The 24,511-nt window shown below is 42.4% G+C and carries 20 protein-coding genes; 12 read left to right on the top strand and 8 right to left on the bottom strand.

All coding sequences use genetic code 11. The annotated features are described in order from the left end of the window. The first annotated feature begins 11 nt into the window (after window positions 1–11). The 5 genes from AC2VOY_RS02655 to AC2VOY_RS02635 all read left to right on the top strand — a co-directional run bounded on the left by AC2VOY_RS02655 (window position 12) and on the right by AC2VOY_RS02635 (window position 8,091). Entirely contained in the window at window positions 12–2,429 is a 2,418-nt protein-coding gene (locus AC2VOY_RS02655; RefSeq protein ID WP_491832094.1) for an adhesion domain-containing protein, read from the top strand. A 162-nt stretch (window positions 2,430–2,591) separates the two neighbouring features. Next, entirely contained in the window at window positions 2,592–4,934 is a 2,343-nt protein-coding gene (lon, locus tag AC2VOY_RS02650; protein WP_491832093.1) for an endopeptidase La, read from the top strand. Between the two features lie 180 nt (window positions 4,935–5,114). Then, window positions 5,115–5,387, top strand: coding sequence for an HU family DNA-binding protein (locus tag AC2VOY_RS02645; RefSeq protein ID WP_491832092.1), 273 nt, complete (start codon window positions 5,115–5,117; stop codon window positions 5,385–5,387). 228 nt (window positions 5,388–5,615) lie between these two features. Continuing rightward, the gene (gene ppiD, locus AC2VOY_RS02640) at window positions 5,616–7,484 is read left to right on the top strand and encodes a peptidylprolyl isomerase (protein WP_491832091.1); all 1,869 of its coding nucleotides are present in this window, start codon (window positions 5,616–5,618) and stop codon (window positions 7,482–7,484) included. A gap of 310 nt (window positions 7,485–7,794) precedes the next feature. Further along, window positions 7,795–8,091, top strand: coding sequence for a ComEA family DNA-binding protein (locus AC2VOY_RS02635; protein ID WP_491832989.1), 297 nt, complete (start codon window positions 7,795–7,797; stop codon window positions 8,089–8,091). A gap of 46 nt (window positions 8,092–8,137) precedes the next feature. Here AC2VOY_RS02635 and rrtA read toward each other — a convergent pair whose 3' ends face one another. Continuing rightward, window positions 8,138–8,704, bottom strand: coding sequence for a rhombosortase (rrtA, locus tag AC2VOY_RS02630; RefSeq protein ID WP_491832090.1), 567 nt, complete (start codon window positions 8,702–8,704; stop codon window positions 8,138–8,140). A 41-nt stretch (window positions 8,705–8,745) separates the two neighbouring features. Between rrtA and AC2VOY_RS02625 the strand changes: the two genes are divergently transcribed. Beyond that, the gene (locus AC2VOY_RS02625) at window positions 8,746–9,345 is read left to right on the top strand and encodes a tRNA-uridine aminocarboxypropyltransferase (protein ID WP_491832089.1); all 600 of its coding nucleotides are present in this window, start codon (window positions 8,746–8,748) and stop codon (window positions 9,343–9,345) included. Between the two features lie 29 nt (window positions 9,346–9,374). Here the strand turns inward: AC2VOY_RS02625 and AC2VOY_RS02620 are convergent, their stop codons facing one another. The 3 genes from AC2VOY_RS02620 to AC2VOY_RS02610 form a co-directional block, all read right to left on the bottom strand. Further along, the gene (locus tag AC2VOY_RS02620; RefSeq protein ID WP_491832088.1) at window positions 9,375–10,721 is read right to left on the bottom strand and encodes an anti-phage deoxyguanosine triphosphatase; all 1,347 of its coding nucleotides are present in this window, start codon (window positions 10,719–10,721) and stop codon (window positions 9,375–9,377) included. Window positions 10,722–10,757: 36 nt separating this feature from the next. Continuing rightward, window positions 10,758–11,342 carry a 5'-deoxynucleotidase gene (yfbR, locus tag AC2VOY_RS02615; protein WP_491832087.1) on the bottom strand — a complete coding sequence of 195 codons (585 nt, stop codon included), beginning with the start codon at window positions 11,340–11,342 and terminating at the stop codon, window positions 10,758–10,760. A gap of 118 nt (window positions 11,343–11,460) precedes the next feature. Next, complete coding sequence (locus AC2VOY_RS02610; RefSeq protein ID WP_491832086.1) at window positions 11,461–12,678, bottom strand: pyridoxal phosphate-dependent aminotransferase; 1,218 nt, start codon at window positions 12,676–12,678, stop codon at window positions 11,461–11,463. 190 nt (window positions 12,679–12,868) lie between these two features. Here AC2VOY_RS02610 and AC2VOY_RS02605 point away from each other — a divergent pair, with 190 nt between their 5' ends. Genes AC2VOY_RS02605 through menE form a run of 5 tightly spaced genes read left to right on the top strand, consistent with a single transcriptional unit; the run spans window position 12,869 to window position 19,306 of the window. Then, entirely contained in the window at window positions 12,869–14,182 is a 1,314-nt protein-coding gene (locus AC2VOY_RS02605; protein WP_491832085.1) for an isochorismate synthase, read from the top strand. 48 nt (window positions 14,183–14,230) lie between these two features. Further along, window positions 14,231–16,042, top strand: coding sequence for a 2-succinyl-5-enolpyruvyl-6-hydroxy-3-cyclohexene-1-carboxylic-acid synthase (gene menD, locus AC2VOY_RS02600; protein WP_491832084.1), 1,812 nt, complete (start codon window positions 14,231–14,233; stop codon window positions 16,040–16,042). Continuing rightward, window positions 16,032–16,859 (top strand): 2-succinyl-6-hydroxy-2,4-cyclohexadiene-1-carboxylate synthase, encoded by an 828-nt coding sequence (menH, locus tag AC2VOY_RS02595; RefSeq protein ID WP_491832083.1) that lies wholly within the window; start codon window positions 16,032–16,034, stop codon window positions 16,857–16,859. The genes menD and menH overlap by 11 nt, the downstream gene beginning before the upstream one ends. A 30-nt stretch (window positions 16,860–16,889) precedes the next feature. After that, the gene (menC, locus tag AC2VOY_RS02590) at window positions 16,890–17,909 is read left to right on the top strand and encodes an o-succinylbenzoate synthase (protein WP_491832082.1); all 1,020 of its coding nucleotides are present in this window, start codon (window positions 16,890–16,892) and stop codon (window positions 17,907–17,909) included. After that, window positions 17,906–19,306, top strand: a complete 1,401-nt coding sequence (gene menE, locus AC2VOY_RS02585; RefSeq protein ID WP_491832081.1) for an o-succinylbenzoate--CoA ligase — start codon at window positions 17,906–17,908, stop codon at window positions 19,304–19,306. Before menC ends, menE begins: the two co-directional genes overlap by 4 nt. A gap of 7 nt (window positions 19,307–19,313) precedes the next feature. On the opposite strand, the gene AC2VOY_RS02580 is transcribed toward menE, so the two are convergent. After that, the gene (locus AC2VOY_RS02580) at window positions 19,314–20,669 is read right to left on the bottom strand and encodes an MATE family efflux transporter (RefSeq protein ID WP_491832080.1); all 1,356 of its coding nucleotides are present in this window, start codon (window positions 20,667–20,669) and stop codon (window positions 19,314–19,316) included. Window positions 20,670–20,903: 234 nt separating this feature from the next. Here AC2VOY_RS02580 and AC2VOY_RS02575 point away from each other — a divergent pair, with 234 nt between their 5' ends. Then, window positions 20,904–21,167, top strand: a complete 264-nt coding sequence (locus AC2VOY_RS02575) for a hypothetical protein (RefSeq protein ID WP_491832079.1) — start codon at window positions 20,904–20,906, stop codon at window positions 21,165–21,167. Window positions 21,168–21,177: 10 nt separating this feature from the next. Here the strand turns inward: AC2VOY_RS02575 and AC2VOY_RS02570 are convergent, their stop codons facing one another. The 3 genes from AC2VOY_RS02570 to AC2VOY_RS02560 form a co-directional block, all read right to left on the bottom strand. After that, complete coding sequence (locus AC2VOY_RS02570) at window positions 21,178–22,110, bottom strand: YeiH family protein (RefSeq protein ID WP_491832078.1); 933 nt, start codon at window positions 22,108–22,110, stop codon at window positions 21,178–21,180. Window positions 22,111–22,264: 154 nt separating this feature from the next. Next, on the bottom strand, window positions 22,265–23,578 hold the full coding sequence (locus AC2VOY_RS02565) for an MFS transporter (RefSeq protein WP_491832077.1): 1,314 nt from the start codon (window positions 23,576–23,578) through the stop codon (window positions 22,265–22,267). A 12-nt stretch (window positions 23,579–23,590) separates the two neighbouring features. Continuing rightward, window positions 23,591–24,190: a TetR/AcrR family transcriptional regulator gene (locus AC2VOY_RS02560; protein ID WP_491832076.1), complete on the bottom strand. Its 600-nt coding sequence runs from the start codon at window positions 24,188–24,190 to the stop codon at window positions 23,591–23,593. Between the last annotated feature and the right edge of the window lie 321 nt (window positions 24,191–24,511).

The raw sequence follows: 24,511 nt of genomic DNA, 5'->3' as shown, positions 1-24,511 counted from the left end.
AGGGATCTAAGATGACGTATAGTAAAGTTTCCTATGCTTTATGCATGGCATTTGTTGGCGCTTTAACCGCTTGTGGCGGCGGTGGAGGTGGCGGCAGCTCAAGTTCATCTTCCGGCAATATTGACTCAATCAATGCCAGTATTCAGTCACATGATCTTTTGATCCGTACTAAGGTCAACCAAGCCTTGACGGTTTCTTTAGAACCGAGCGTTAAGCTTGAAGATAGTGATAGTTTTAGCCTGCAGAATGTAACTCTTTTATCTAATAATTCAGCAAGTTGCCAACTAATTAAGCAAGATGCGCAAAGCTTTGATGTGCTGGCGAGCGATGTCACAGCATGTGAATTTGAGTATCAAGTTAAAACCACACAAGGCGATGCATCGAGCAAAGCGCTTGCCCGTGTATCTGCTGCGCAAACTTATAGTGAAACCCAACTTGAGCCATTGTCGGCTGTGACCGATATTCAAACGCCTGTCACGATAGACTTAAGTGCGCATATCAGCGCAGGTTTTAGCCTTGTCGATGCGCCTATTTTCTTAGGATCTGGAGGCAGTCTGAGTCATGACGCAACAAGTATTACATACTCGCCCACTGGCAGTGATACTGATGTCGGTGTACAACGGGTGATTTTTTCTGTGACCGACGGCGAAAATATTGAGCTTGGCACCATAGATATTGCGGTAGCGAAGACCATAGGCAATTCGCAGCCTATTGCTAATAATTATGAATATCCTGATCTTGTTGAAAAAGGCCAAACGATTGTCATTTCTCTTGATTCTGAGACGGTCAGCGACCCAGATGGTGACAACTTAAGTTTGGTTAGCGTGAGTGATTACAATGGTGAAGCGAAGCCTGCAGATGAAGTTGACTTATCCAAACTGCAGATTAGTTTTACCCCACAGATCGCAGGTGTGCATTATATTCGTTATGTGGTGCAAGATGATAATGGGATGATGAACATCGGCTTTATTAAGGTCAATGTCAGCACCGATTTTTCGCTTATTCAAAACTGGCAAGATATAGATCAAAACGTGACTTTCACAGCGCCAGTGTCGCTTAGTCTTGCCAACTATGCGAATTTAAATTTTACCGACTATATAGACGAAGATGGTAGCCTAGGGCCTCATCTTGCTCAAGTAGTGACCTTTGATTATCAGCAAGCGATTGATTATTGTAATAGCCGAGATGCACGTTTGCCAAGTGAGGCTGAATTACAAGCTTTAGCTGGATCTTTTTCTGGTGAAACTGTCTTTGCAGCCGAGAACTGGCCGACAAGTGCAGGGTTTTGGACTTACACTAAAACTGACAATCATATTGCAACGCAAGTATCGCTCGCAACGATTAATGGTACATCAAGTAGCGCAGATATTGACTCTGAAGTTGGGTATACCACTTGTGTCTTAAATTCTGATTCAGCAGGTACGTTTAGTTTAAGCAATATTTCTAAGGTGCTTGAAGTTGGCTCGCAAATTGGTTATCGCTTAACCTTGAATGATCCCGATGGCAACCCTGCGCCTTATCAAAAAATAGAACTTTCAACTTTGAATCATAATGGCATTGTTCGAGACGAAGATACGGGTGATTTACAAGAAGATGCCGTGGTGTATACCGATGCAGATGGCGGGACATATATCGAATATGTTGATAATGCATTAGCAGATGATGTGTTAACCGCGACTTTTAATGACACTTTGCGCGCACAGACAGTGTATGCCTCTCGCGTCTTTCAAAACATTGCAATTGATGTCACCTCAGAAGAAAAATGGCATTCAATAACGACTCTTGTGTTAACTTCATCTAACGGCGATTATGGCCCAGATAGCAATACTTTGAAGCCTTTTAGTGCACAAGGCTTACCTTTATTTCATGGGAATCGAAATCGACAAACAACAAATGTTTATCAAGAGTCTTTCCAAGGTGAAGATTGGCTTTATTTTATGAAATATACAGCGGATGCACCACTAGAAAAAGGGCGTTATGATTTCTTTATCCAACAAGAAAATGCCGAGCCGCAAAAGGACTGGGATCAAGTCAATCTACCAGGCGTGCCACAAAGTGATAAAGCGATCGCTATTGTAGTTGATTTTTTAGCCGAAAATACCAAAGTTTATTATGGTACAGCGGATGCGTCGAATAACGCGGCAGAAGCCTCTACACCAGAAGTGCGCACCACTCAGATCTACCAATGGATCGAAAAACGTGCGGATAAAATGTATTACTACTTTTCGGTAACAGAGCCGATTCGTCCAAGTGAGCCAAGTTATGTGGTTGACTTTGATTGGGCAGGGATAGATCCAACTCAACCTTTCTGGGTAGGGATTGCGGCGCAAGTCAACCCAGGTCAAGAGCCGAAAGGCTATGTCGATGATGGTTATATCACTGAGTTTGGTTTTATCGCTTACGATCCTATGGATTTCTCTTTAAAATAAATCCCCACAGCTAAAAAGCGCTCAATTGATCCTAAAGAGCGCTTTTTGCTTCTTTTTTGCTCAATAAAATATTATTTTTACTCAAAGACTTTGATTCTGCACTATTCATCCCAATATAATCTAAATAATTACATGGAATCAAAAGAATAAGAGAGTGTGCTTATGAACTTGGAACGATCCGAGCGTATTGAAATTCCCGTTCTCCCTTTGCGTGATGTAGTGGTTTATCCGCATATGGTGATCCCTTTGTTTGTCGGACGTGAAAAGTCAATTCGTTGCCTTCAGTCGGCAATGGATCAAGACAAGCAAATCTTACTTGTAGCGCAAAAGCAAGCAGATAAAGACGAACCTGAAATCGAAGATTTATTCGAAACAGGCACAGTGGCAACGATTCTACAAATGCTAAAACTGCCAGATGGGACAGTTAAAGTCTTAGTTGAAGGTCAGCAACGTGCAAGTATTGAGTCGATTCGTCTTGATGATTTTATGATTGCCGATGCGCAATACATAAGTACGCCTGAAATGGATGAAACCGAGCAAGATGTCTTGGTGCGTACCGCTATCAATGAGTTTGAAAGCTTTGTCAAACTCAATAAGAAAGTTCCGCCAGAGGTTTTAACCTCACTTAACGGGATTGATGATGCGCCGCGCCTTGCTGATACCATAGCTGCGCACATGCCATTAAAGCTTAATGACAAGCAAAAAGTCTTAGAGCTTGCAGATGTTACATCACGCCTTGAGTTTTTGATGGGAATGATGGAATCTGAAATGGATATTCTGCAAGTTGAGCAGCGTATTCGTGGCCGCGTCAAAAAGCAGATGGAAAAATCTCAGCGTGATTACTATCTCAACGAGCAAATGAAAGCGATTCAAAAAGAGCTCGGTGAGACAGAAGATGGCGTGGATGAGTTTGAGCAATTAAAACAAAAGATTGAAAGCTCAAAAATGCCAAAAGAAGCCAAAGAGAAAACCGAGCAAGAGCTGCAAAAGCTGAAAATGATGTCTCCGATGTCTGCTGAAGCAACAGTTGTGCGCGGTTATATCGATTGGATGCTTGGTGTGCCTTGGTATAAACGCTCGAAAGTGAAGAAAGATTTGGCGAAAGCTGAAGAAATTCTCAATGAAGATCATTACGGTCTTGAGCGCGTCAAAGAACGTATCTTAGAGTATTTAGCCGTGCAAAGCCGCATGACTAAGCTAAAAGGTCCAATTCTTTGCTTGGTCGGTCCTCCTGGCGTTGGTAAAACTTCACTTGGCCGCTCAATTGCGCAAGCAACAGGGCGTAAATATACCCGTATGGCACTTGGTGGCGTACGTGATGAAGCTGAGATTCGTGGCCACCGTCGTACTTATATCGGTTCGATGCCGGGTAAACTGATTCAAAAAATGAGCAAAGTCGGAGTGAAAAACCCACTTTTCTTACTTGATGAAATCGACAAAATGGCTTCCGATATGCGTGGCGACCCGTCTTCTGCCTTATTAGAAGTTCTTGATCCTGAGCAAAACAATGCGTTTAACGATCATTACCTTGAAGTTGATTATGACTTGTCAGATGTGATGTTTGTAGCAACGTCAAACTCAATGAATATTCCAGGGCCTTTGCTTGACCGTATGGAAGTGATTCGTCTGTCTGGTTATACCGAAGATGAAAAACTAAATATTGCGAAAAACCACCTTGTTGAAAAACAAATGGAGCGCAATGGGGTGAAAAAGGGCGAGTTAATTATTGAAGACTCGGCAATCATCGGCATTATTCGTTATTACACACGTGAAGCTGGTGTGCGTAACCTTGAGCGTGAAATCAGCAAGATTTGCCGTAAAGCGGTGAAAAATATCTTGCTTGATAAAGAGCTTAAACAAGTCACAGTGAGTCAAGATAACTTAAGTGATTATCTAGGCGTGCAACGTTTTGATTATGGAAAAGCGGATGATCAAAACCGCATTGGTCAAGTCACAGGTTTGGCTTGGACGGAAGTGGGTGGTGATTTACTTACGATTGAAACTCAGTCAATGCTTGGCAAGGGCAAACTCACTTACACAGGTTCACTGGGTGATGTGATGCAAGAGTCGATTCAAGCAGCGATGACTGTGGTTCGTTCACGCGCAGAAAAATTAGGCATTAATCCTGATTTTTACGAAAAACGTGATATCCATGTGCATGTTCCTGAAGGCGCAACGCCAAAAGATGGCCCAAGTGCAGGGACAGCAATGTGCACCGCATTGGTATCAAGCTTAACCGGTAACCCTGTGCGCGCTGATGTCGCCATGACAGGTGAAATTACCCTACGTGGTGAAGTTCTGCCAATTGGCGGCTTGAAAGAAAAACTCCTTGCAGCGCATCGTGGCGGCATTAAAACTGTGCTGATCCCAAAAGATAATGAGCGTAATTTGGAAGATATTCCAGCGAACGTGATTGGCGATCTTGAGGTTATTCCTGTGCAATGGATCGACGAAGTATTGAAAGTTGCACTAGAAAATGACCCAAGTGGCGTGTCAATTGGTTAATTTTACGCAGTTTTCACCTGATTTTGGATGTTTTTAGCTTGCATTGAATTCAATGTGAACTCACAATACATCTTCAACGATTAAGCCTTAAGTAAAATAAGCTTAAGGCTTAATAAGCAAAATTATTTTTATTTGAAAATGGATAATAACCGCAACGAGCGGTAGTTAAGGGGTATTAAAGTGAATAAAACTCAACTCGTAGAAAAAATTGCAGCAGATGCTGATTTATCAAAAGCATCAGCTGGTCGTGCATTGGATGCACTGATTGACACGGTAACTGAAACCCTTCAAGCTGACGATCAAGTTGCGCTAGTTGGCTTTGGTACATTCAGCGTTCGCACTCGCGCAGCACGCACAGGCCGTAATCCTAAAACTGGTGAAGAAATCCAAATTGCAGAAGCGAAAGTACCTGCATTTAAACCAGGTAAAGCTCTAAAAGAAGCTTGTAACTAAGAATTATCTGGTTGGGTTAGGCGCTTGACGCTTCATCCGATCTTAGGTTACACATTGCGCTAAGTGACTTATTTTAAGCCTGCTTGAGCCTTTATTTTAGCGCATCATCTTGGTGCGCTTTTTTATTTCTGGTATTATCTTTTCCCAACATATTCAAACAAGTTTGGGTAATGCTAGACCGCCCGTCATCAGGGCATCCAACCTCATTTAAAAGAGAGCAAATAGATTATGATGGATCGACTGCGCGAGAGCGTGAATGGCATCGCGATAAAAATCATTTTAGGCCTCATCATTCTTTCATTCGTGTTAGCGGGTGTGAGTAGCTACCTTGTCGGTGGCGGTAACAGCGCTGTTGCGACAGTTGGTGGTGAAGACATTAGCCGCACAGACTTTGAACGAGCGTATCAAAACGAACGTAACCGCATGCAGCAGCAATTAGGCAGCGCTTTTGGTGAGCTAATGGGTAACCCTGATTATGTGCAGCAATTGCGCGCGCAGACCCTTGAGCAGCTTGTACAAGGCGAGCTTATCGAGCAATATGCCAAAGAATTGGGTTTACATGTTTCTGATGACGCTGTGCATCAAGCACTTGTGACTATGGCTGCTTTCCAAACCAATGGTCAATTTGATCAAGATAAATATGCCGCAACCTTACGTAATGCCGGTTATTCACCAGATGGCTTTGCTGAAACTTTGCGTCAAGATTTACTACGTAACCAAGTTCTAATGGCGACACAAGGCAGTGATTTTGTGCTGGATAACGAGGTTGATTTTGCAGCTAAACTGATTGGCCAAGAGCGTACGATTCGCACGATTACACTTGATACGGCTGAATTTGCAACAAAAGTTGAAGTTAAAGATGCAGACGTCAAAGCATATTATGACGCCCATCCACAAGAATTTACGCGTCCTGAGCAATATAAAGTTTCTTACCTTGAATTTTCAGCTGATAAGCTAAAAGCTCAAGTGGAAGTAACAGAGCAAGATGCAAAAGATTATTACGATCAAAATGCAAGCAAATATGCTGCTGGTGGCGATCGCAAAATTGCACATATCTTTGTTAAAGATGACGAAGCAAAAGCACAAGCAATTTTAGCTAAGTTAAAAGCGGGTGAAGACTTTGCGGCGCTTGCAGCAAGTGATTCAGAAGATGCAGGCAGCGCTAAAAATGGCGGTGATCTGGGCTGGATTGAACGCGGCGTAATGGATGAATCTTTTGAAAAAGCAGCCTTTGCAATGCACACCAAAGGTGATATTTCAGATGTGGTTAAAAGCGATTCTGGTTATCACATCTTAAAGCTTGAAGATATTAAAGCAGAAACTGTGACGCCATTTGCGGATGTAAAAGATGATATCTTAACTGAACTGAAGCACAACAAAGCACTGGATGAGTTTTATGATCTTCAAGAGCAACTAGAAAAAGCTGCGTTTGAATCACCAGACTCACTGGATGAAGCGGCAAAAGTTGTTGACGGCAAAGTGGTTCACACTGACTTTATCTCAGAGCAAGATGCGCCGGCTGTGTTGCAAAACCCTGATGTGATTGCAGCGTTGCAAACCGGTGAAGTGAAAGAGGACGGTTTGAACTCAGAAGCGATTGACCTTGGCGATGAGCATTTAATCGTTGTTCGTTTAGATGATATGCGTGAGCAAACGGTTCTGCCATATGAAGAAGTGAAAGCGCAAGCGACCGAGGCGTGGAAGCGTCAAAAAGGTGAACAGAATGCTCTTGAGCTTGCTGCAAGCGTTGTTAAAGCACTGCAATCAGGTGATGACTCAGTGCTTGAGAAAAACCAACTAAGCTTTACTGAGGCGCAAACCATTGATCGCAGTTCACCACTTGCACGTAATGTGTATGCGATGCCAAAACCACAAGCAGATAAATCTGTTTACGGCAATGCAGTGGATGAGCAAGGCAATACAATTATTATTGCGCTTGATAAAGTAGGTCTTTCTGATCAAGCAGAGCAAATGAAGCCACAACTTGAGCAAATGATTCAAGGTGAAAATGCTCAGCAAGATCAACAAGCTTGGATTAACCAACTACGTGAAATCATTGATGTAAAATATTACGCAATTGATGATACACAAAGCTAAGCACAGCTTTAATAAGCACAATATTTAGCAAAAAAATCAAAGCCGCAGCGAGAGTTGCGGTTTTTTTATATCTGATTATCATGTTTAAGACACAGCTTCTGTTTAATTTTATCTAGTATCTAAGTTGAGTTTGGCATCTAGGCAAGATTATAAGCGCCAAGCCAATCAATATGGACTGATCATGTTTAAGATAAATTTTGGAGGGATGCTGATGTTTGAGCAAATTAAAAAACATACAGTCGCAATAGTTTTGAGCGCAGGTTTCACTTTATTAAGTCTGCAAGTTTATGCAAATGAGCAGCAAGTGGCGATGAACAGCCAAACCGCAGATGCGCCGAAAACCTTGCTTGAAACCACGCCAGTTGGGCAAGATACGGATGTACGCGCAGATGTATACGAAGGCATTGAAGTGATCGTCAATGTGAATCAGGCATCGGCAGATGAACTAGCAACCTTGCTTGTTGGGATAGGCCAAAATAAAGCGCAAGCGATAGTCGATTATCGTGAAGCCAATGGCGCATTCCAATCGGCGCAAGATTTGGTCGCAGTCAAAGGAATTGGACAAGCCACGGTTGAGAAAAATAAATCCCGACTCTTGTTTGAATAAAAGCGATTCAATGACAAATATATGATTCAAGGCTTATCTTTAGCACTTAAAGGTAAGCCTTTATTGATCGGATCAAATAAACATATAAGGCGCCAGTGATTGCGCCGGCAAGGTGTGCGTTGGTTGCAACCTGCGCTTCAATCAGCCCTTCGGTTAATGCATTTGCCCCATAGATTTGTTCATAGCCAATTTTAAGCCACAGGCCAATAAATAGCAGCCAACTTGATTTTCGGCCTTGTACTATTTCTTGTAAGCTGTAAAAAGCAAACAAGCCATGTAAGACCCCAGACAGGCCAACATATTGATTAAAATCACTCCAAAATAAGACGCAACTTATCACAAAGCAGACATCAAAAAAGACAATCACAAAGGCTTTGAGCTGAAATGACTGACGGAAGATAAAGCAAATCAACCATAATGCGGCAAGGTTCATCGCCATGTGCCAAAAATTGGTATGCACTAAGTGCCCCGTTAGCATGCGCCAAAGTTGCCAATCAAAAATTTCCTCTCTTGACCAAGCGAATATTGAAACGAGATCAAAGGCCTGCGCTAGAAAACTGACAGCAGAAATAGTAATCAGGGTATAAATAAGCTTTGCATCTGTGGCTTTCATTTGTATCCTATGACACTTGGTTTGCTAAAAAAGAGAATATCGTGTCCCGCTATTGCCCAAAGTGTTTAAAAGCTAAGCAGATTTGTATTTGTGAGCATATTCAATCTATTGATATACAATCAGAAATTATTTTATTGCAGCACATTAAAGAAGCCAAGCATCCAAAGGGCAGCGCCTATATTCTACCCCTTAGTTTTAATCATCAGGCGGTTAAGGTACATCACTTTATCGGTGAAGTGTTTGAACAAGAACCTGCCTTTCAAGATCTGCTTCAAGATACTAACTATCAGCATATTCTTCTCTATCCCAATCAAGAAAGCCAAACGCTCGAAGCTTTTATTGCGCGCGAGCAAACAAGAAAAGCGCAAACTCGCTTGATTTTAATTGATGGAACATGGAAAAAAGCTTATAAAATCTTTCAATTAAACCCAAGTTTGCATCAATTTCCTAGTGTACATTTAGCCGATGGCATTACAGGGGAATATCAAATCCGTAAAGCGCCAAGCGAGCAGCATTTATCTACCTTGGAAGCGGCATATTACGCATTAACTTGTCTTGAGCCTGAAACTAAGTTTGAACCTTTACTTGAAAGTTTTCAGCATATGATTGCTAAACAAGCGAGCTTTCGCCCAAAAACTTAAAACTTAAAACTTAAAACTTTAGCTTGAAGCTAAGGGTACATTTGATGGTACAAGCGTTTGGCATCTGCATCTGTCATTGCTGAGCTATAATCTGCAATAATCCGCATTTGCAAACCCGGATTTGCTTCAGCCGCCTGCCATTTGGTTTTGATTTGCGGTGGCAATAAGCGCAGAGGATCAGATTGAAAAGCTTCAAACAAACGAATAATCATTTGCTGACCTTGATGCTCATGCAATTGCACATCATGACGTTTGATCACATGCTCAAATACAAAATCCTTAAACACAGCTAAGACTTTTTCCATCGCTGGGGATAAATAAGCATTAAATGCAAGCAAGGGATGATGAAAGCTATGTTGTGGCTGAGCTAAATCAGTTGGCGCAATATGAATACTGGTTAAAAATGCATTTACTATGCCGCCAATGGCATCTTTCCGTTGATAATGTTCCTCAGAAAAAAGCATTTCACTCAAAAGCTTCGCATTCTCTTCAAACCATTTGTCGCCACACTTGGCAAGATTCGGCAGTGCTTGGGTAAACCACTTCTTCTCATTGATAAGCCCCATCACAATCGCATCTTCAAGATCATGCACCGCATAGGCGATATCATCGGCAAGTTCCATAATCGAGCAATCTAAAGACTTAAAGCGAGTTTTTTGGGTTTCTGGATTCACACTGATAAACAAGGCTTTATCATGCTCATCAAAGGGGGCTAGGACCCAATCAAAGCAGCTTTTATCAATATCATAAATACCCTTTAAAGGCAGCCAATCTGACGCTTTAAGCAGTACCTTGTCTTGCTTTAGATGGCGCAAATTAGGTGTTAATGAAGACATTTGGCTGATAAGGCTTGGATACTTGATTAAACCAAGCAGACTGCGACGGGTTAAGTTCATCCCGTGCTCCAGCGTATAAGGCTCAAGGTGGGTTAAAATGCGAAAACTTTGGGCATTGCCTTCAAACCCGCCATGATCGCGTAACAGATAATTGAGCGCAGTTTCACCGCCATGGCCAAAAGGTGGATGGCCAATATCATGCGCCAGACACAAGGTTTCCATTAAGGCATCAGAAGGCAGCAAGGCTTGATATTCGGGTTGCTTGCGCAAGATTTGCGCGGTGATCCCAGTGCCCAGTTGCGACACTTCAAGCGAATGAGTCAAGCGGGTACGATAGAAGTCACTTTCACCTATGCTATGAATCTGAGTTTTAGCTTGCAAACGACGAAAGGCTGCGCTGTGCAGGACGCGCGCACGGTCGCGGCCATAGCCGTCTCGATGATCATCTTTACGTAGTTTTTGCTCTTGGCTAAATCTTTGCTGCCAGATCAAGGGATCAACAGCAGATGTAAACTCGGCTTGCTTGCCATCTTGGCTCATAACTTCCCTTACTTTTATTCTATTCACTCAATGTGATTAGCTGATTTCATCTAAGCTTAATTCAAAGCTTGGCACGAAGACATCTAAAAAGTAGCGCATTTCTGGGGTTTCACGCTTCGCTAAGTTTTGCTCTAAACGATCTTTTGCTTTTTTAAATTCATGGTTGCCGGCACTAAGCTCTTCCAAGCATTTTACATAGGCACACAGCATATCTGCTTGTTTTATCATTGCTTTATCTTCAGGCAGGATGCGCTCAGCTTCAATTAAGGGCGCAAAGTCTTCTTGAAACTCTTCGGGCAGCATGGCGACGAGTTGTTTTTCTGCCGCCAATTCAATTTTTTTATATTCGCTGGCGATGGTTTCATTGTGATACTTAATTGGCGTGGGTAGATCACCTGTGATCACTTCACTGCAATCATGGAAAAGAGCTAATAGTGCCAATTGCGCTGGATCGCAGTCACCGTTGAATTTTTTATTTTTAATCAGGGCAAGGGCATGCACGACAAAGGCAACTTGTAAGCTATGCTCTGAAACGTTTTCTTTGGAAATGGAACGCATTAAAGGCCAGCGCTGAATAAGTTTCATGCGTGCGAGGTAAGCAAAGAAGTGGCTGATTTCCATATCTGAGATTATTTTCCTTTTATTATCTGAGCGGCGCTGAAGCGTTAAATTTATATCAACGCGATCAAGTTGCTTGGCTGCGCTGATATAAAAATAACTTTTGCTTCAGTCAATAAGCTTATTTCTGCTTGTAAGTGGTTAAGAACTTCTCAAAACGGCCAATCGCAGTTTCTAAGTCCTCAACGTGTGGCAAGGTCACAATGCGGAAGTGATCTGGCTTGTGCCAGTTAAAGCCAGTGCCTTGTACAAGCAGCACTTTTTCTTGAATCAAAAAGTCTAAAACTAACTTTTGATCATCCTTAATACCGTACATTTTAGTATCAATTTTCGGGAATAAATACATCGCGCCTTTTGGCTTGACGCAAGTGATCCCCGGAATTTGAGTGATTAAATCATAAGCCTTGTCACGTTGCTCAAGCAAACGTCCACCCGGTAAAATGAGTTCATTAATACTTTGATAGCCACCCAGCGCGGTTTGAATCGCATGCTGCATTGGTACGTTGGCACACAGGCGCATTGAGGCGAGCATATCCAGACCATCCACATAGCCTTTGGCTTGATGTTTAGGACCTGTTAAGAACATCCAACCGCCACGAAAACCACATACGCGGTATGCTTTGGATAAACCGTTAAACGTCACCATTAAAACATCGTCAGCAAGGGTTGCAATCGAGGTGTGGGTTGCACCGTCGTACAAGACTTTATCGTAGATTTCATCGGCAAAGATAATCAGATTATGCTTACGCGCCAGTTCAACCACTTGAAGTAAAAAGTCACGGCTATACACAGCGCCTGTTGGGTTGTTTGGGTTAATTAAGACCAAGCCACGGGTTTTGGGCGTGATTTTAGATTCCATATCTTGAAGATCAGGATACCAATCTGAGGACTCATCACAGATATAATGCACAGGTGTGCCGCCAGCAAGCGAGGCTGCCGCCGTCCACAGCGGATAATCAGGCGCTGGAATTAAAATTTCATCTTGGTTATTTAAAAGGGCTTGCATTGCCATCACGATAAGCTCAGACACACCGTTACCAATGTAGACATCTTCCACATCCAGATCACGCAAGCCATGTTTTTGATAGTGCTGAACCACAGCTTTGCGCGCAGAATAAATGCCTTTTGAGTCGCAATAACCTTGCGAAGTAGGAAGGTTACGGATCACATCGACTAAGATTTCATCTGGGGCATCAAAACCAAATGGGGCAGGGTTACCAATATTCAATTTAATGATTTTATGGCCTTCTTCTTCCATGCGTTTCGCATGTTTCAAAATAGGGCCACGAATGTCGTAACAGACGTTATTGAGTTTTGATGACATTTCGATGTGTTTCATAGCAAGCTGCCTTTTTATACAAGTATTTTATATAATAATTTTATCCTGCCAGAATATCTTGCTTAGACCTGAATTTAAAGATAATTTTTTAAAATAAAATCATAAAAAGGCAGCGAAATTTAGGTAAAAAATATCATTTTTTGATATGCTTATATTTTGTAAATCAATTGCTAAAATGCGAGAGGCTCCGTTGGTTTCATTTCAACAAGCAATTAACCAATTTATTGCTCAGCTCACAGATATTTGCAACGTGGATACAGGTTTTGATCCCCTGCAAAGCTTACGTTTGACTCAAGTTGTCTCACTTGAAGATTTTTCACCTATAGATTGGTTTGATGCGCAAGCCATATACCCTAAGTTTTATTGGCAAAGCCGCGATGCACATGAAGAAGTGCTCGCACTGGGCGCGGCATTAAGTTATCACGATCCTCTCAACGTTTATGCTGATTTATCTGAGGATCAAAGAGTCTGGGGCGGAAAACCATTTGATGAGCAAGCGTCAAGCACTGCTCACACCTACCTTTTCTTACCGCAAATCGAGCTGGCTAGAGTCGATGAAACCTGGCGTTTACATATCAATCTTAATGGTGACATTAATCTCTTAATCGCGCGTCTTAAAGCCCTGGTATTAGATTATCCAGCATTGGAAAAATTGACGCCGCAAAAAGCAAGTCTTGTACACGCGCCAAACTTTGAACACTGGGCACAGATTTTAGACACGGCGCTTGCTAAAATGGCGCACAATGAGTTTGAAAAAGTCGTGCCAGCTCGGCAAACTAAAGTCCATTTGGAAACATCCATTCGCGCCGCAAGCTTACTCAAAGCGAGCCGTGAAAAAAACTTACGTAGTTACCACTTTATGTTTTGTTTTAATCCAGACAAAGCTTTTGTTGGCTCAACCCCTGAGCGCCTGTATCGACGTAGTCTTGAACATGTTGAAACCGAGGCACTGGCTGGGACTATCGGCCGTAGTGATGATCCAAAGGAAGATGCCAAGTTGTCTAATTGGCTGCTTAATGATGAGAAAAACATCCGCGAAAACCAATTTGTTGTGAATGATATCATGCAACGTTTGAACCCGATTTGTGATCAAGTCGTGGTTCAATCGCATGTTGAGTTGGTGCGCCTGCGTAAAGTCCAACATTTACGCAAAAAAGTATCTGCGGTTTTAAAACAAGAAGTTTTCGGCTCACAATTATTAGAAGCCCTTCAACCTACAGCCGCTATCGCAGGTTTGCCAAGGGATACTGCACTTGAATTTTTACGTCAATATGAGCCATTTGAGCGCAATTGGTATAGCGGTAGTCTGGGTTTTATTAGTCATCAAAATGCTGAATTTTGCGTCTCTATTCGTAGTGCCATGATTGAATCAGAACAAGTTTCGTTATACGCCGGCGCCGGCATAGTGCCGGGCTCGCAGGCACAATTTGAATGGCAAGAGCTTGATCGTAAAATTTCAACCTTATTGAGTTTATTTGTTAGTGAAACAGAAATTTCAGAGTAAGTGCATGCAATCAAATATCATTCTGCCATCAAAAGGAGAAGGGCACTCATGAGTCAAGCTGGCTTAAATCGGACGTGGGCAAGAGGCTTACTTGCTTGTATTTACCACGCTGGGGCACGCGATATCTGTATCGCACCTGGATCGCGCTCAACTCCGCTTGCGTTAGAAGCATTATTATTGGCCGATAAATCTAGTGCAAAACCTGACCCTGACAAAGTGACCATTCATACCCACTTTGATGAAAGAGGCTTGGGCTTTTTAGGTTTAGGTCTGAGCAAAGCGTCAAAAAAACCTGTTGTGCTGATTGTTACCTCAGGCACAGCGGTCGCAAACCTGCTGCCCGCAATTGTCGAATCGGGTTTAACCCGTGAACAATTGATCGTCTTGACTGCGGACAGACCCGCAGAGCTGATTGGGGTGGGAGCGAATCAAGCGATAGTGCAAAAAGGAATTTACTCCTCTCATGTGACGCAAGAAATCTTACTTGAGTCACCTTCTGAGCAAGAGAGTTTAAGCGAAGTGTTTAAAGACATTTTGTCTGGTCTTGCGAAGCAGGCGCAATATCGCGGCAGTTTGCATATTAATTGTCCATATCCTGAACCTTTATATATCCAATCAGAAGATGAATTGACTCAATACCAAGGCTTACTCGAGTTTATGACATCAGAGTGGCTGACGCAGCAGTTTAATTTGGCAAGTCGCAGCTGGCGTCACGCATATGATGCCTTGTATAGCAATTTTGGTGATTCCACCGCAGAGCTGATTTCTTTGTTTCCTAAAAAGGGCGTGATTATTATTGGCGCAGTGTCTTTGGATGAAGCGATTAAAATCAAAGCATTTGGTGAAAACTTAGGCTGGCCTGTGTTTGCTGATCCGCAATCAGGGGTATCGACTAAGTTTCAGCACTATGATCTTTGGCTGCAAGCTGAGCAATATAAAGCAAGGTTTGAGGAAGCTGAAGTTATCCTTCAATTTGGCGGACGCTTGGTGTCTAAGCGTTTGCTTGCATGGATCAAAACCCAAGTTGAGTCGCATCAAGCCGGCTATTGGCTGATTGACCCAAGTCTTCCTAAGCTCAATCCAGATAATTTACCTCAACATCGCATGCGTGTTGCTGTAGGTGAGTGCTTAGCTTATTTAACCAGCCTTTATCAAAATCAACATACCTTTGAGCATACCAAATCATTTTGGCTGAGTAAGCGTGATGACTTTGTCAGTCTCATGCATCAAACTTTTCCGAAGTGGACAGATCACGATCATATATGTGAGTGCTTATTTGCGTATAAGCTGCCCCAAGTGCTTGCTGGCATGCAGCATCCTGATCTATTTATTGGCAATAGTCTCATGGTGCGCCTGATTGATATGTTTAGCGCTTTGCCTAATTGTGAAGTCTTTACTAACCGCGGCGCATCTGGCATTGACGGCTTGCTTGCAACTGCTATTGGCGTGCAACGTGCGCGTAATCAAGCTCAGTTATGTCTCTTAGGCGACACGTCTTTGCTCTATGATCTCAATTCACTTTCACTGGCGACTCAAGTTTGCCAACCTTTTGTGATTTTGGTTTCCAATAATGATGGTGGTGCGATTTTTGATATGTTGCCTGTGCCTGATGCGCAAAAGCAAACGCTCTATCAAATGCCTCATGGATATCAATTTGAAGATGCAGCAAAACAGTTTAAACTGGCATACACTAAAGCAAAAAGCATCCAATCTATTATCGAAGATATTTCTCGTTATATTGATGACTTTCAAGCACAAAGGTGCCGGTCTGGTTTACTCATTGAGATCGATGCGATTTCAGGGCAGGCTGCGCAAAACATTCAAATGATAGTCAAAACGGTACAAGATTATGCTCGCTAGTTATTATGTTTCACACAGCCAAGGGCAAAAAGATGCACTTGTGGTATTTTTGCATGGTTTCTTAGGTTCATCGAAAGATTGGTATACGTGTTTATCCTATCTTAAAAGTCAGCATGTTTTATGCATTGACTTGCCTTGCCATGGTGCGAGTCGTTATTGCAGTTTGGAGGCCTTAGGCAGTAGCGCCCAAACATCTGGTTTTGAACAAAGCTGCGCGCAGATCCAAGCGACAATTTTACAACAATTAGCGAAACAAGATTTACCCCAAGATATGCCAGTAATTCTGGTTGGTTATTCTCTGGGTGGGCGCTTATTGATGTATGGACTTGCTGAAGAGGGCTTCCCTTTACTGAATATCCAGGCGTGCGTGGTTGAAGGCGGCAACTTTGGTTTGCAAGATGAAACCGCAAAAATTGCTCGTCGTGAAAACGATAATGCATGGGCCTGCGATTTTGCCACTGAAGCGATTGAAGAAGTGCTTGAGGATTGGTATAGCCAAGCGGTTTTTGCCTCTTTAACAGAAGATCAAAAAGAAAATTATATTCGTTTGCGAAGCGAAAATTTAGGCACTCAAGTGGCGCGTATGCTTCGCGCGACCTCGCTTGCTAAACAGCCATATTTACTCGATAAAATCAAAGCGCTTGAGACGCCATTCTTATACCTTTGTGGGGAACATGACGAAAAGTTTGTCACTCTGGCCAAAGAAAGTGGCCTGCATTATCAAGCGATTAAAGATGCAGGGCATAATGCCCATAGTGAGCAGCCGCTTGCATTTACTCAAGCGATTAACCGTTTTATTGCCGCTTGTTTAGGTTAATTTTTCTCTTTTTCGGATGTTTTTATTTTTATGCGCAATGCAAAACTTTACCGCTATCAATTAGCAATGGATTCTGGCGTGATCTTACGTGAGCAAAAGCTCAACTATAGAGAGGGCTTTATTGTTGAATTAAACCAAGACGGTAAACAAGGTAGAGGGGAAGTTGCGCCGCTGATTGGTTTTAGTCAAGAAAGCCTTGCAGACGTCGAACCTATCCTTATTCAAGCCTTAAGCGCTTGGCTTGAAACTGGTAGCTTTGATGTATTTGATACTTATCCGCCAAGTGTCAGTTTTGGCTTGTCGATGGCGCAAATGCTGCTTGATAAAGAATTGCCAAAGACAGATAAGGTGCAAGTTGCGCCCTTATGTAGTGGCGATCCCGATGAACTGCTAGCAGTTTTTGAAACCATGCAAGGGGAGAAAGTTGCCAAGTTTAAAGTCGGTTTATATGAGCCGATCCGCGATGGCATGCTAGTGAATTTATTTCTAGAATCAATACCAGATCTCAAAGTGCGTTTGGATGCCAATGGCGCTTGGAGCCTAGACAAAGCCCTAAAGTTTGCATCCTATATAAACCCTACCTTTATCCAGCGAATTGCCTTTATTGAAGAGCCGTGTCAAACCCCAACTCAAAGCCTAAGTTTTGCTGAGCAAACAGGGGTGAAGATTGCTTGGGATGAAACCTTGCAAGCGGCAGTCCAAAATAATCAATTAACTGAGTTTATACAAGATCCAAGCACAGGTGCGCATCCAAAGGTTTCGGCTTGGGTTATAAAACCTACGCTTATCGGCTCGGTTGGGCGTTGCCAAATGATTACGAAGCAAGCACATCGCCAGGATAAAGCCGTTGTCATAAGCTCTGCGATTGAATCAAGCTTAGGGCTCAATCATTTGCGCCGACTCAATCACTTTTTACAAACAGATCAGGTCCCTGGTCTTGATACCTTACAATTGTTCCAAACGCAATTGGAAGATGCTTGGCCGGGATCAAAACTTGAGCGCTTGCCTCTAAGCACTCAAACGCTTGTTTGGGAAGAAAGCGTCTCATGACAAAATCTGCCTTATCTACAAAGCCAATGCCTGAATGTTTGGTAACGCACTGGCAACAGCAGCGTCCTTGGGCAATAGCTTATCAATATGACAATCAATCCTTTACTTGGCAGGACTTACATCAAGAAGTAAGCCGGATTTGTCATGCATTCACCGATAAAGGTGTGCAGCCGCGACAAGTCATGGCGTTGATTGGCAAAAACTCTGCTGAGTTGGTGCTGATGTATCTTGCTTGTTTACGTTTAAAAGTCACGCCAGCCATGGTCGCACCTGCGCCAGATCCTGTGATTGAACAAAAACTTATTCAGGTTGGTGCAAACTGGGTTTGGCGACAAACTGAAAGCGGCAGCACTTTTGAGCATTATGCGACAAGTTGTCAACATCAAGCTAGTTTCGCAAGTTTGATCTTTACCTCAGGCTCAGCCGGAGCGCCGAAAGCTGTTGCTCATACGTCTCAAGCGCATATGGCAAGTGCACAAGGATTAATCGAAAGGTTTGAATTTAATTCGACAGATTCATGGCTGTTAAGTTTGCCTATGTATCATGTCTCTGGCATGGGGATCATCTGGCGCTGGTTGTCGCAAGGAGCATGTTTGCACTTGGCAACGGGGGATCTCAATGCCGATCTTGAAAAGGTCACACATGCTTCATTAGTTGGCGTGCAGTTAGGCCGATTTCTTGAGCATTTAAAATCGCTGCGAAACCCTGAGCACAAAGCAAATATTAAATTACAACGTGTACTGCTTGGTGGCAGTCATATCCCGCAAAGCTTGATTTTAACCTCCACGCAAATGGGAATTGAAACTTGGCTTGGCTACGGGATGACAGAAATGGCATCGACGGTGACGGCAAAGTCGTGTAACGCACTGGAAACCTCAGGCCGAGTTTTACCATATCGCGAATTAAAAATAGAGCAGTCACGTATTTTTGTGCGCGGCCAAACGCTCGCCGAAGGTTATTACAAGCAAGGCGTACTTTCGTCATTAGTTGAAAATAATCAATGGTTTGACACCAAAGATCTCGGGAAGTGGTGTGAAAATAACGCAGGTGAACTAGAAATCGTCATCATAGGTCGCGCCGATAATCAATTTATTTCAGGTGGTGAGAATATCCACTGTGAGGAAATTGAACGTTATCTGAGTCAATACCCAGGAGTGCGCCAAGCGATTGTGATCCCCTTTGCCAATAAAGTCTACGGGCAGCGACCAATAGCGTTTGTGCAAGCAAATCAAGTTGCAGCGATAACAGATTATCACGCTTTTTTAAGCACTAAACTTGAAAAATACAAATGGCCAGATGCGGTATATTTGATCCCAGAGGATTTACTTGCCACAGGGATCAAGATTTCACGTGCTGCGCTTAAACAGTATTATCAGAACGTTATCACCGAAATATAAATGCGCTTCACTTATTGTGTGACAGAGTTGGTTGCGCCTTGATTATTTTGCGAATCGTTTTTTGATAAATCAAATAGGCGCAAGTTCCAGCGCAGATATTGCCAAGTAAAGCGCCGATAAATAGACCTTGAAGGCCGCCAATATACGCACCCAGCCAGATACAAGGTAAGAAAAAGGCAAATAAGCGCAAGCCTGAAATCATTAATGCGATATAAGATTTGCCCAGGGCATTGGCGCAAGAAACCATTAGCATGCACACACCGAGCGCGCCAAGGCTAATTGGGACGATTTGCAGGTGCATCGTTAAGGTTTGACGTACTTCTGCCTCAATTGTCATCAGGTTCGCCAATGGCGCTGCGAGCAAATAAGTGATCACTGCGAGGGCCGCTTGCAAGGCTAAAATAAATAATACCGCCATTTTGACCAATTGTTTAATTTGCTTAAACTCGTTTTTACCCAGTAACTTGCCTATCATTGGCGGCATTGACATAGTTAGCGCAAGCACTGTCACTATGGCAAAAAATTCATAACGAGAGCCTAGCGCCCATGCAGCAATAGTGGCTGAGCCAAAACCTGCCACAAGCTTGGTTGCGAGCATCGAAGATAAAGGCGGCAACAGCTGGCTTACCATCGCAGGGCCCATAATATGCGAGATTTTTTGTAGGTTTTGTTTGATATTTAGATCAGAAAAATCAAAGCTTAGCCAATCTTGCTTAATGATTTGATAAATTAAGATGCTAAAGCCAACACTAAAGGCTAGCGTACTAGCAATCGCAGCTCCTTGGATCCCCATATTAAGCTGAAAGATAAAAATCGGATCTAAAATAAAGTTCAGCACACTGGTAAAAACCATCATGCTGCCAGGGATCAAGGTGTTCCCATTGGCGCGACAAATACTATTGGCAAAGTAAAGCATGGCACTGGCAAAAATACTTACCAACCAATACGGCCAATACACATCCACCACAGCAATGACTTGATCGGTTGCGCCAAGCATGCCTAAAACAGGCCCACGCACAGCGTAGACTAATATCGCAAGCCCAATCACAGCGCAAATTCCTATGCTAATAATTAAACCTGCAAGTTGTTTTGCATACAGGGTTTTATTTTCACCTAAAGCGCGTGATATGACGGCTGTGGTCGCGATCCCAAGGCCGACTTGGACACCGACAAAGACCATTTGCATCGGGCTAGTAAAACCTTGCGCAGCCAGAGGTAAAATTCCAAGTTGCCCAATAAAAGCACTGTCAACCAGTTGAAAGCTCATCAAAGATAAAACCCCAAATAGCATCGGCCAAGTACTCTCAAAGAGCTGCTTAGCAAGGGATGGACTTGAGTGGTTTTGCTTTGAAGCTGTTGACATGGTTAGTTTCTCATTTTTTGGGGATACGGCCAGGGTGGGTATTCTAGCAAGACAAAGCCAGAAGTATATTGAATGCTTTTAAACTTGGCTATGCGTCTGGCGCATATCTTAGTAAAAGAAAGGATATTGAGGGGTTTTTAGTTATTAATTAGAAGTAAAATGAATTTTTAAAACCGTCAAAGCCTGACCATAATTGATTGTGCATTAGTCAGTATTCGCTTTGGGGAAATAAACATGAGCAATAAAAACGTAAAGGGTCAAACGGATAACAATTTAGCACAAAGCTCCACGCTGCAAGCCTTATTTAAATATAAGAGTGGTCAAGAGCAGGAAAAAGCAATTGATCTAATTTTGCTGTGTCTAAGCATTTTTTTCATCATCATAGGAAGTGTCACGCAAGAACTGACAGCGGCTTGCGCACATTTTGCGGCTTTCATTGGGATTGGCTTGATTGCTTGGCGTCGCCAAAAATCCACTCAATCCCATAAAATAGGCTAATTAAAAGCTGTTATTTGATAGCGTATAAAATATAACTCAGTGAAGCAGTCGAGATGAGTACCCATAGCAAAACGGCATAAGTTAATGGTTTGCTACCGGCAGCTTTAAGTTTTTCAACTGAAATCGAGCAGCCAATCAAAAACAAGGCCAAAACTAAGGTTTGTTTTGAAACCTGATAGATGATTTGATAAATATCACCAAACTGTGGCATTTGATCACTAAAAATAATCGCCAAAATATAAAAAACGATAAAGTACGGAATGGTAATTTTTGAGTTTTTGGTTCGAAAAGCCAACGCACTGATAAAGGCTACAGGAACAATCCATAAAGCACGCGCCAGTTTTAGCGTGGTCGCAATTTGCAATGCCTTCTCGCCATACGCGCCAGCAGCGCCCACCACAGATGATGTATCATGAATCGCAATCGCCGCCCATGTCCCAAATTGGGTTTGAGTCATCCCAATGGCATGCCCGATCATTGGAAAAACAAATAAAGCCACTGAATTTAAAACAAATACGCAGGCAAGCGCTAAGCCGACAGATTGATCTTTTGCGCCGATTGCAGGCGCGACAGCGGCAATTGCACTGCCACCACAAATCGCTGTGCCTGAAGCGATTAAGTGGCCGGTCTTTCTTTCAATTTGCATAAAACGTGCAATCAAAAAGCCAAATATCAAGGTACAAAAAATACTCGTGACAATAATTCCAAAGCCTTGTGAGGTCGCTGCAATCGCTTCATCTAAGTGGATCCCAAAGCCTAAGCCGATGATCGAATAAGATAAGAGCTTTTTCGTCATTGACGTTAACTGGACATTCGCTGGCAAAAGGTGAAAGGTTGAAAGTAAAAAGCCTAATGTCAATGCAATCGGAGAGCTTATCCAAGGCGTTAAGCTAAGCAGCCCAAAACCAATAAAAATAGACCAACGCCCAGTATTCTTATTCATTAAAAACCTTAATTATAACAAAAAAACATAAGCCGCTATTCTAGACTAAAAATAGGGTCAAGTAAGTTTTTATATTCTTAATCCTAGGTTTAATTTTATTTAACTAAACGTGAGGATTGGTACGGATTGTTGTCGCAGACGTAAGCGAGCAGATTTAGGATCTCAAATGCGCTTTCAGATGTGGGATTGGTTTAATTAAAAGAGCGAGTAGCAAACAGACATTGAGACTTGATAACAACAAAAATAGATCTTCAATCTGCAACGAGAAAAGGCTAATTGTGACGATACCAAGTAGGGCGCTGACTACCATAAACAAAGAATTAAAGATATTGTTGGCGGCAATGACTTGTGCGCGAACCGTATCTTGGGCTTGTTTTTGCAGATAAATATATAAGGGAACAATAAATAAAGCGCCGCTAACGCCAAGGAGGAAGATGCAGCCAAAAATTGGCCAAAAGTGTAAATGGAGTAAAAATGCGACAACGCCATAATTATTCTGCGCAGCCTCTGGGGTAAAATAATGCAGCGCAAAGCCAGCCACACTTAACCCAAGTACGCCAAGTAATAAACTCGATACTTTGGGATGATTTCGGATAAGCCAGCCCGAAGTGAGAGAGCCGATGGCGATGCCAAAGGAGAAGAGGGCGAGTAAAATCGACACAGAGCTTGCACTTTCTGACAGATAAATCTTGGTGTAATTAGGTATTTGAGTAAGATAGGTTGCGCCAAGTAACCAAAACCAGCTAATAGCTAAAATTGCATAGCCAAGACCTTTATCTTGTTTACAAATCGCAAGGGTTTGTTTGGTGTGGGCTTTGGGTTTAAATTCAAAATCTTTGAGCGATAAACTTGCAGGCGCTTTGGGGATAAATAAGCTAAACATAAACCCAAGTACTGCCATCAAACACACGCCAATCGCAGCAAGGCTTTGTGCATCTTGGCTATCGACAATCACACCAGCGACAAGTGTACCGAATAAAATCGCTAAAAATGTGCCAAGCTCCACCCAGGCATTACCAGAAATTAGCGCTTTGCCTTTTAGGTGGACAGGCAATATTGCATATTTAGACGGGCCAAAAATAGCTGATTGGGTGCCCATTAAAAAGAGCAAGAAAAGCAAAAAGAAATAACTTTGCGTATAAAAACCTACCGCCCCTAGAATCATAATCACAATTTCAAAGGCCTTGGTGTACTGGATAAGACGTGACTTATCCATATGATCGGCAAGAACGCCTGCACTGGCTGAGAAAATGAAAAAAGGGAGAATGAAAAGCCCAGCCGCTAAGTTGATAAAAATATTTGTCGACAATACCATTTGCTCGCTTGCTGCAAAGGTAACAAATAGGATGAGCGCATTCTTGAATAGGTTATCGTTGAAAGCACCGCAAAACTGGGTCAAGAAGAATGGCAGAAATTGTCGATGTTTTAATACTGAACCTTGAGTTTCAAGCGGTGCGCTGGGTTTCATCTTAGACCTCGTTTAATCTTGCCATTTGGCAAAATAATTGCGTAAAAAATTCGCAATCAAACTTTTACCATCAATGCTTTCGTTGGCAAAAAACTTATCTTCTAAACTTAGCATAGTTAAACCATGTACAGAGCCCCATAAAACACGACTCGTTTCAATTATTTGCTCTTCACTCATGCCTGCAGGTGCAATATTTTGCACTTGTGACTCCAGTAACCCCATAATTCGGTCGATACGTGCTTTAGCATGCTCAGGTAGATTTTGACCATACATTTGATGCTCAAACACAAGGTGCCAGCGATGTGGGTTATTAATTGCAAAATCATGATAGCAATAGGCAAGCTGGGTGACGGTTTCAACAGTCGAAAGATTTTGTTGAAGAACTTGTTGGCATTCTTGAGTAAGCTCTTCCAGTGCTCGGCCAACTGTTTCTAATAGTAATAAATTGTAATTACCAAAGAGTTTGACGAGTGTACTTGGCGCATAGCCTATCATTGAGGCAATCTTACGTAAGCTGAGATCTTGGTAGGGTCTATCTTTTAAAAATTCATCTACGCTATCTAAGGTCAGGGTGACTAATTCTTCTTTGGTATGATCGTTGCGGCGCGCCATAAGTTTGTCTCGTTAATGTGTTGTGTGAAATTATATTTTTTAGTTTTTGTATGCTGTTTTTATACTTAGAGTGTCACAGCCCAACTTACCATAAGATGGGATTTTCTCGATAAGATCAAGTCATAAAGCCCAAGTGTGCGAATTTGATTCAAAAATTACTTATCTTTCTAAGTGTAACTATATTTTACAATGATAAATCAAGATATTGTATCAATTTTAATACCCATATTAGCGTTTAAATATAACACATAGCAATATTTAGAAACGATTGAATTCATGAGAAGACTACTTTTTTGCAGATCGAATCGCTATGATACCTAG

This window comes from Vibrio sp. KMM 9700, from assembly GCF_058545285.1.
The sequence above is the reverse complement of the archived record's forward strand: the minus strand, read 5'-3'. Positions and strand labels throughout refer to the sequence as shown.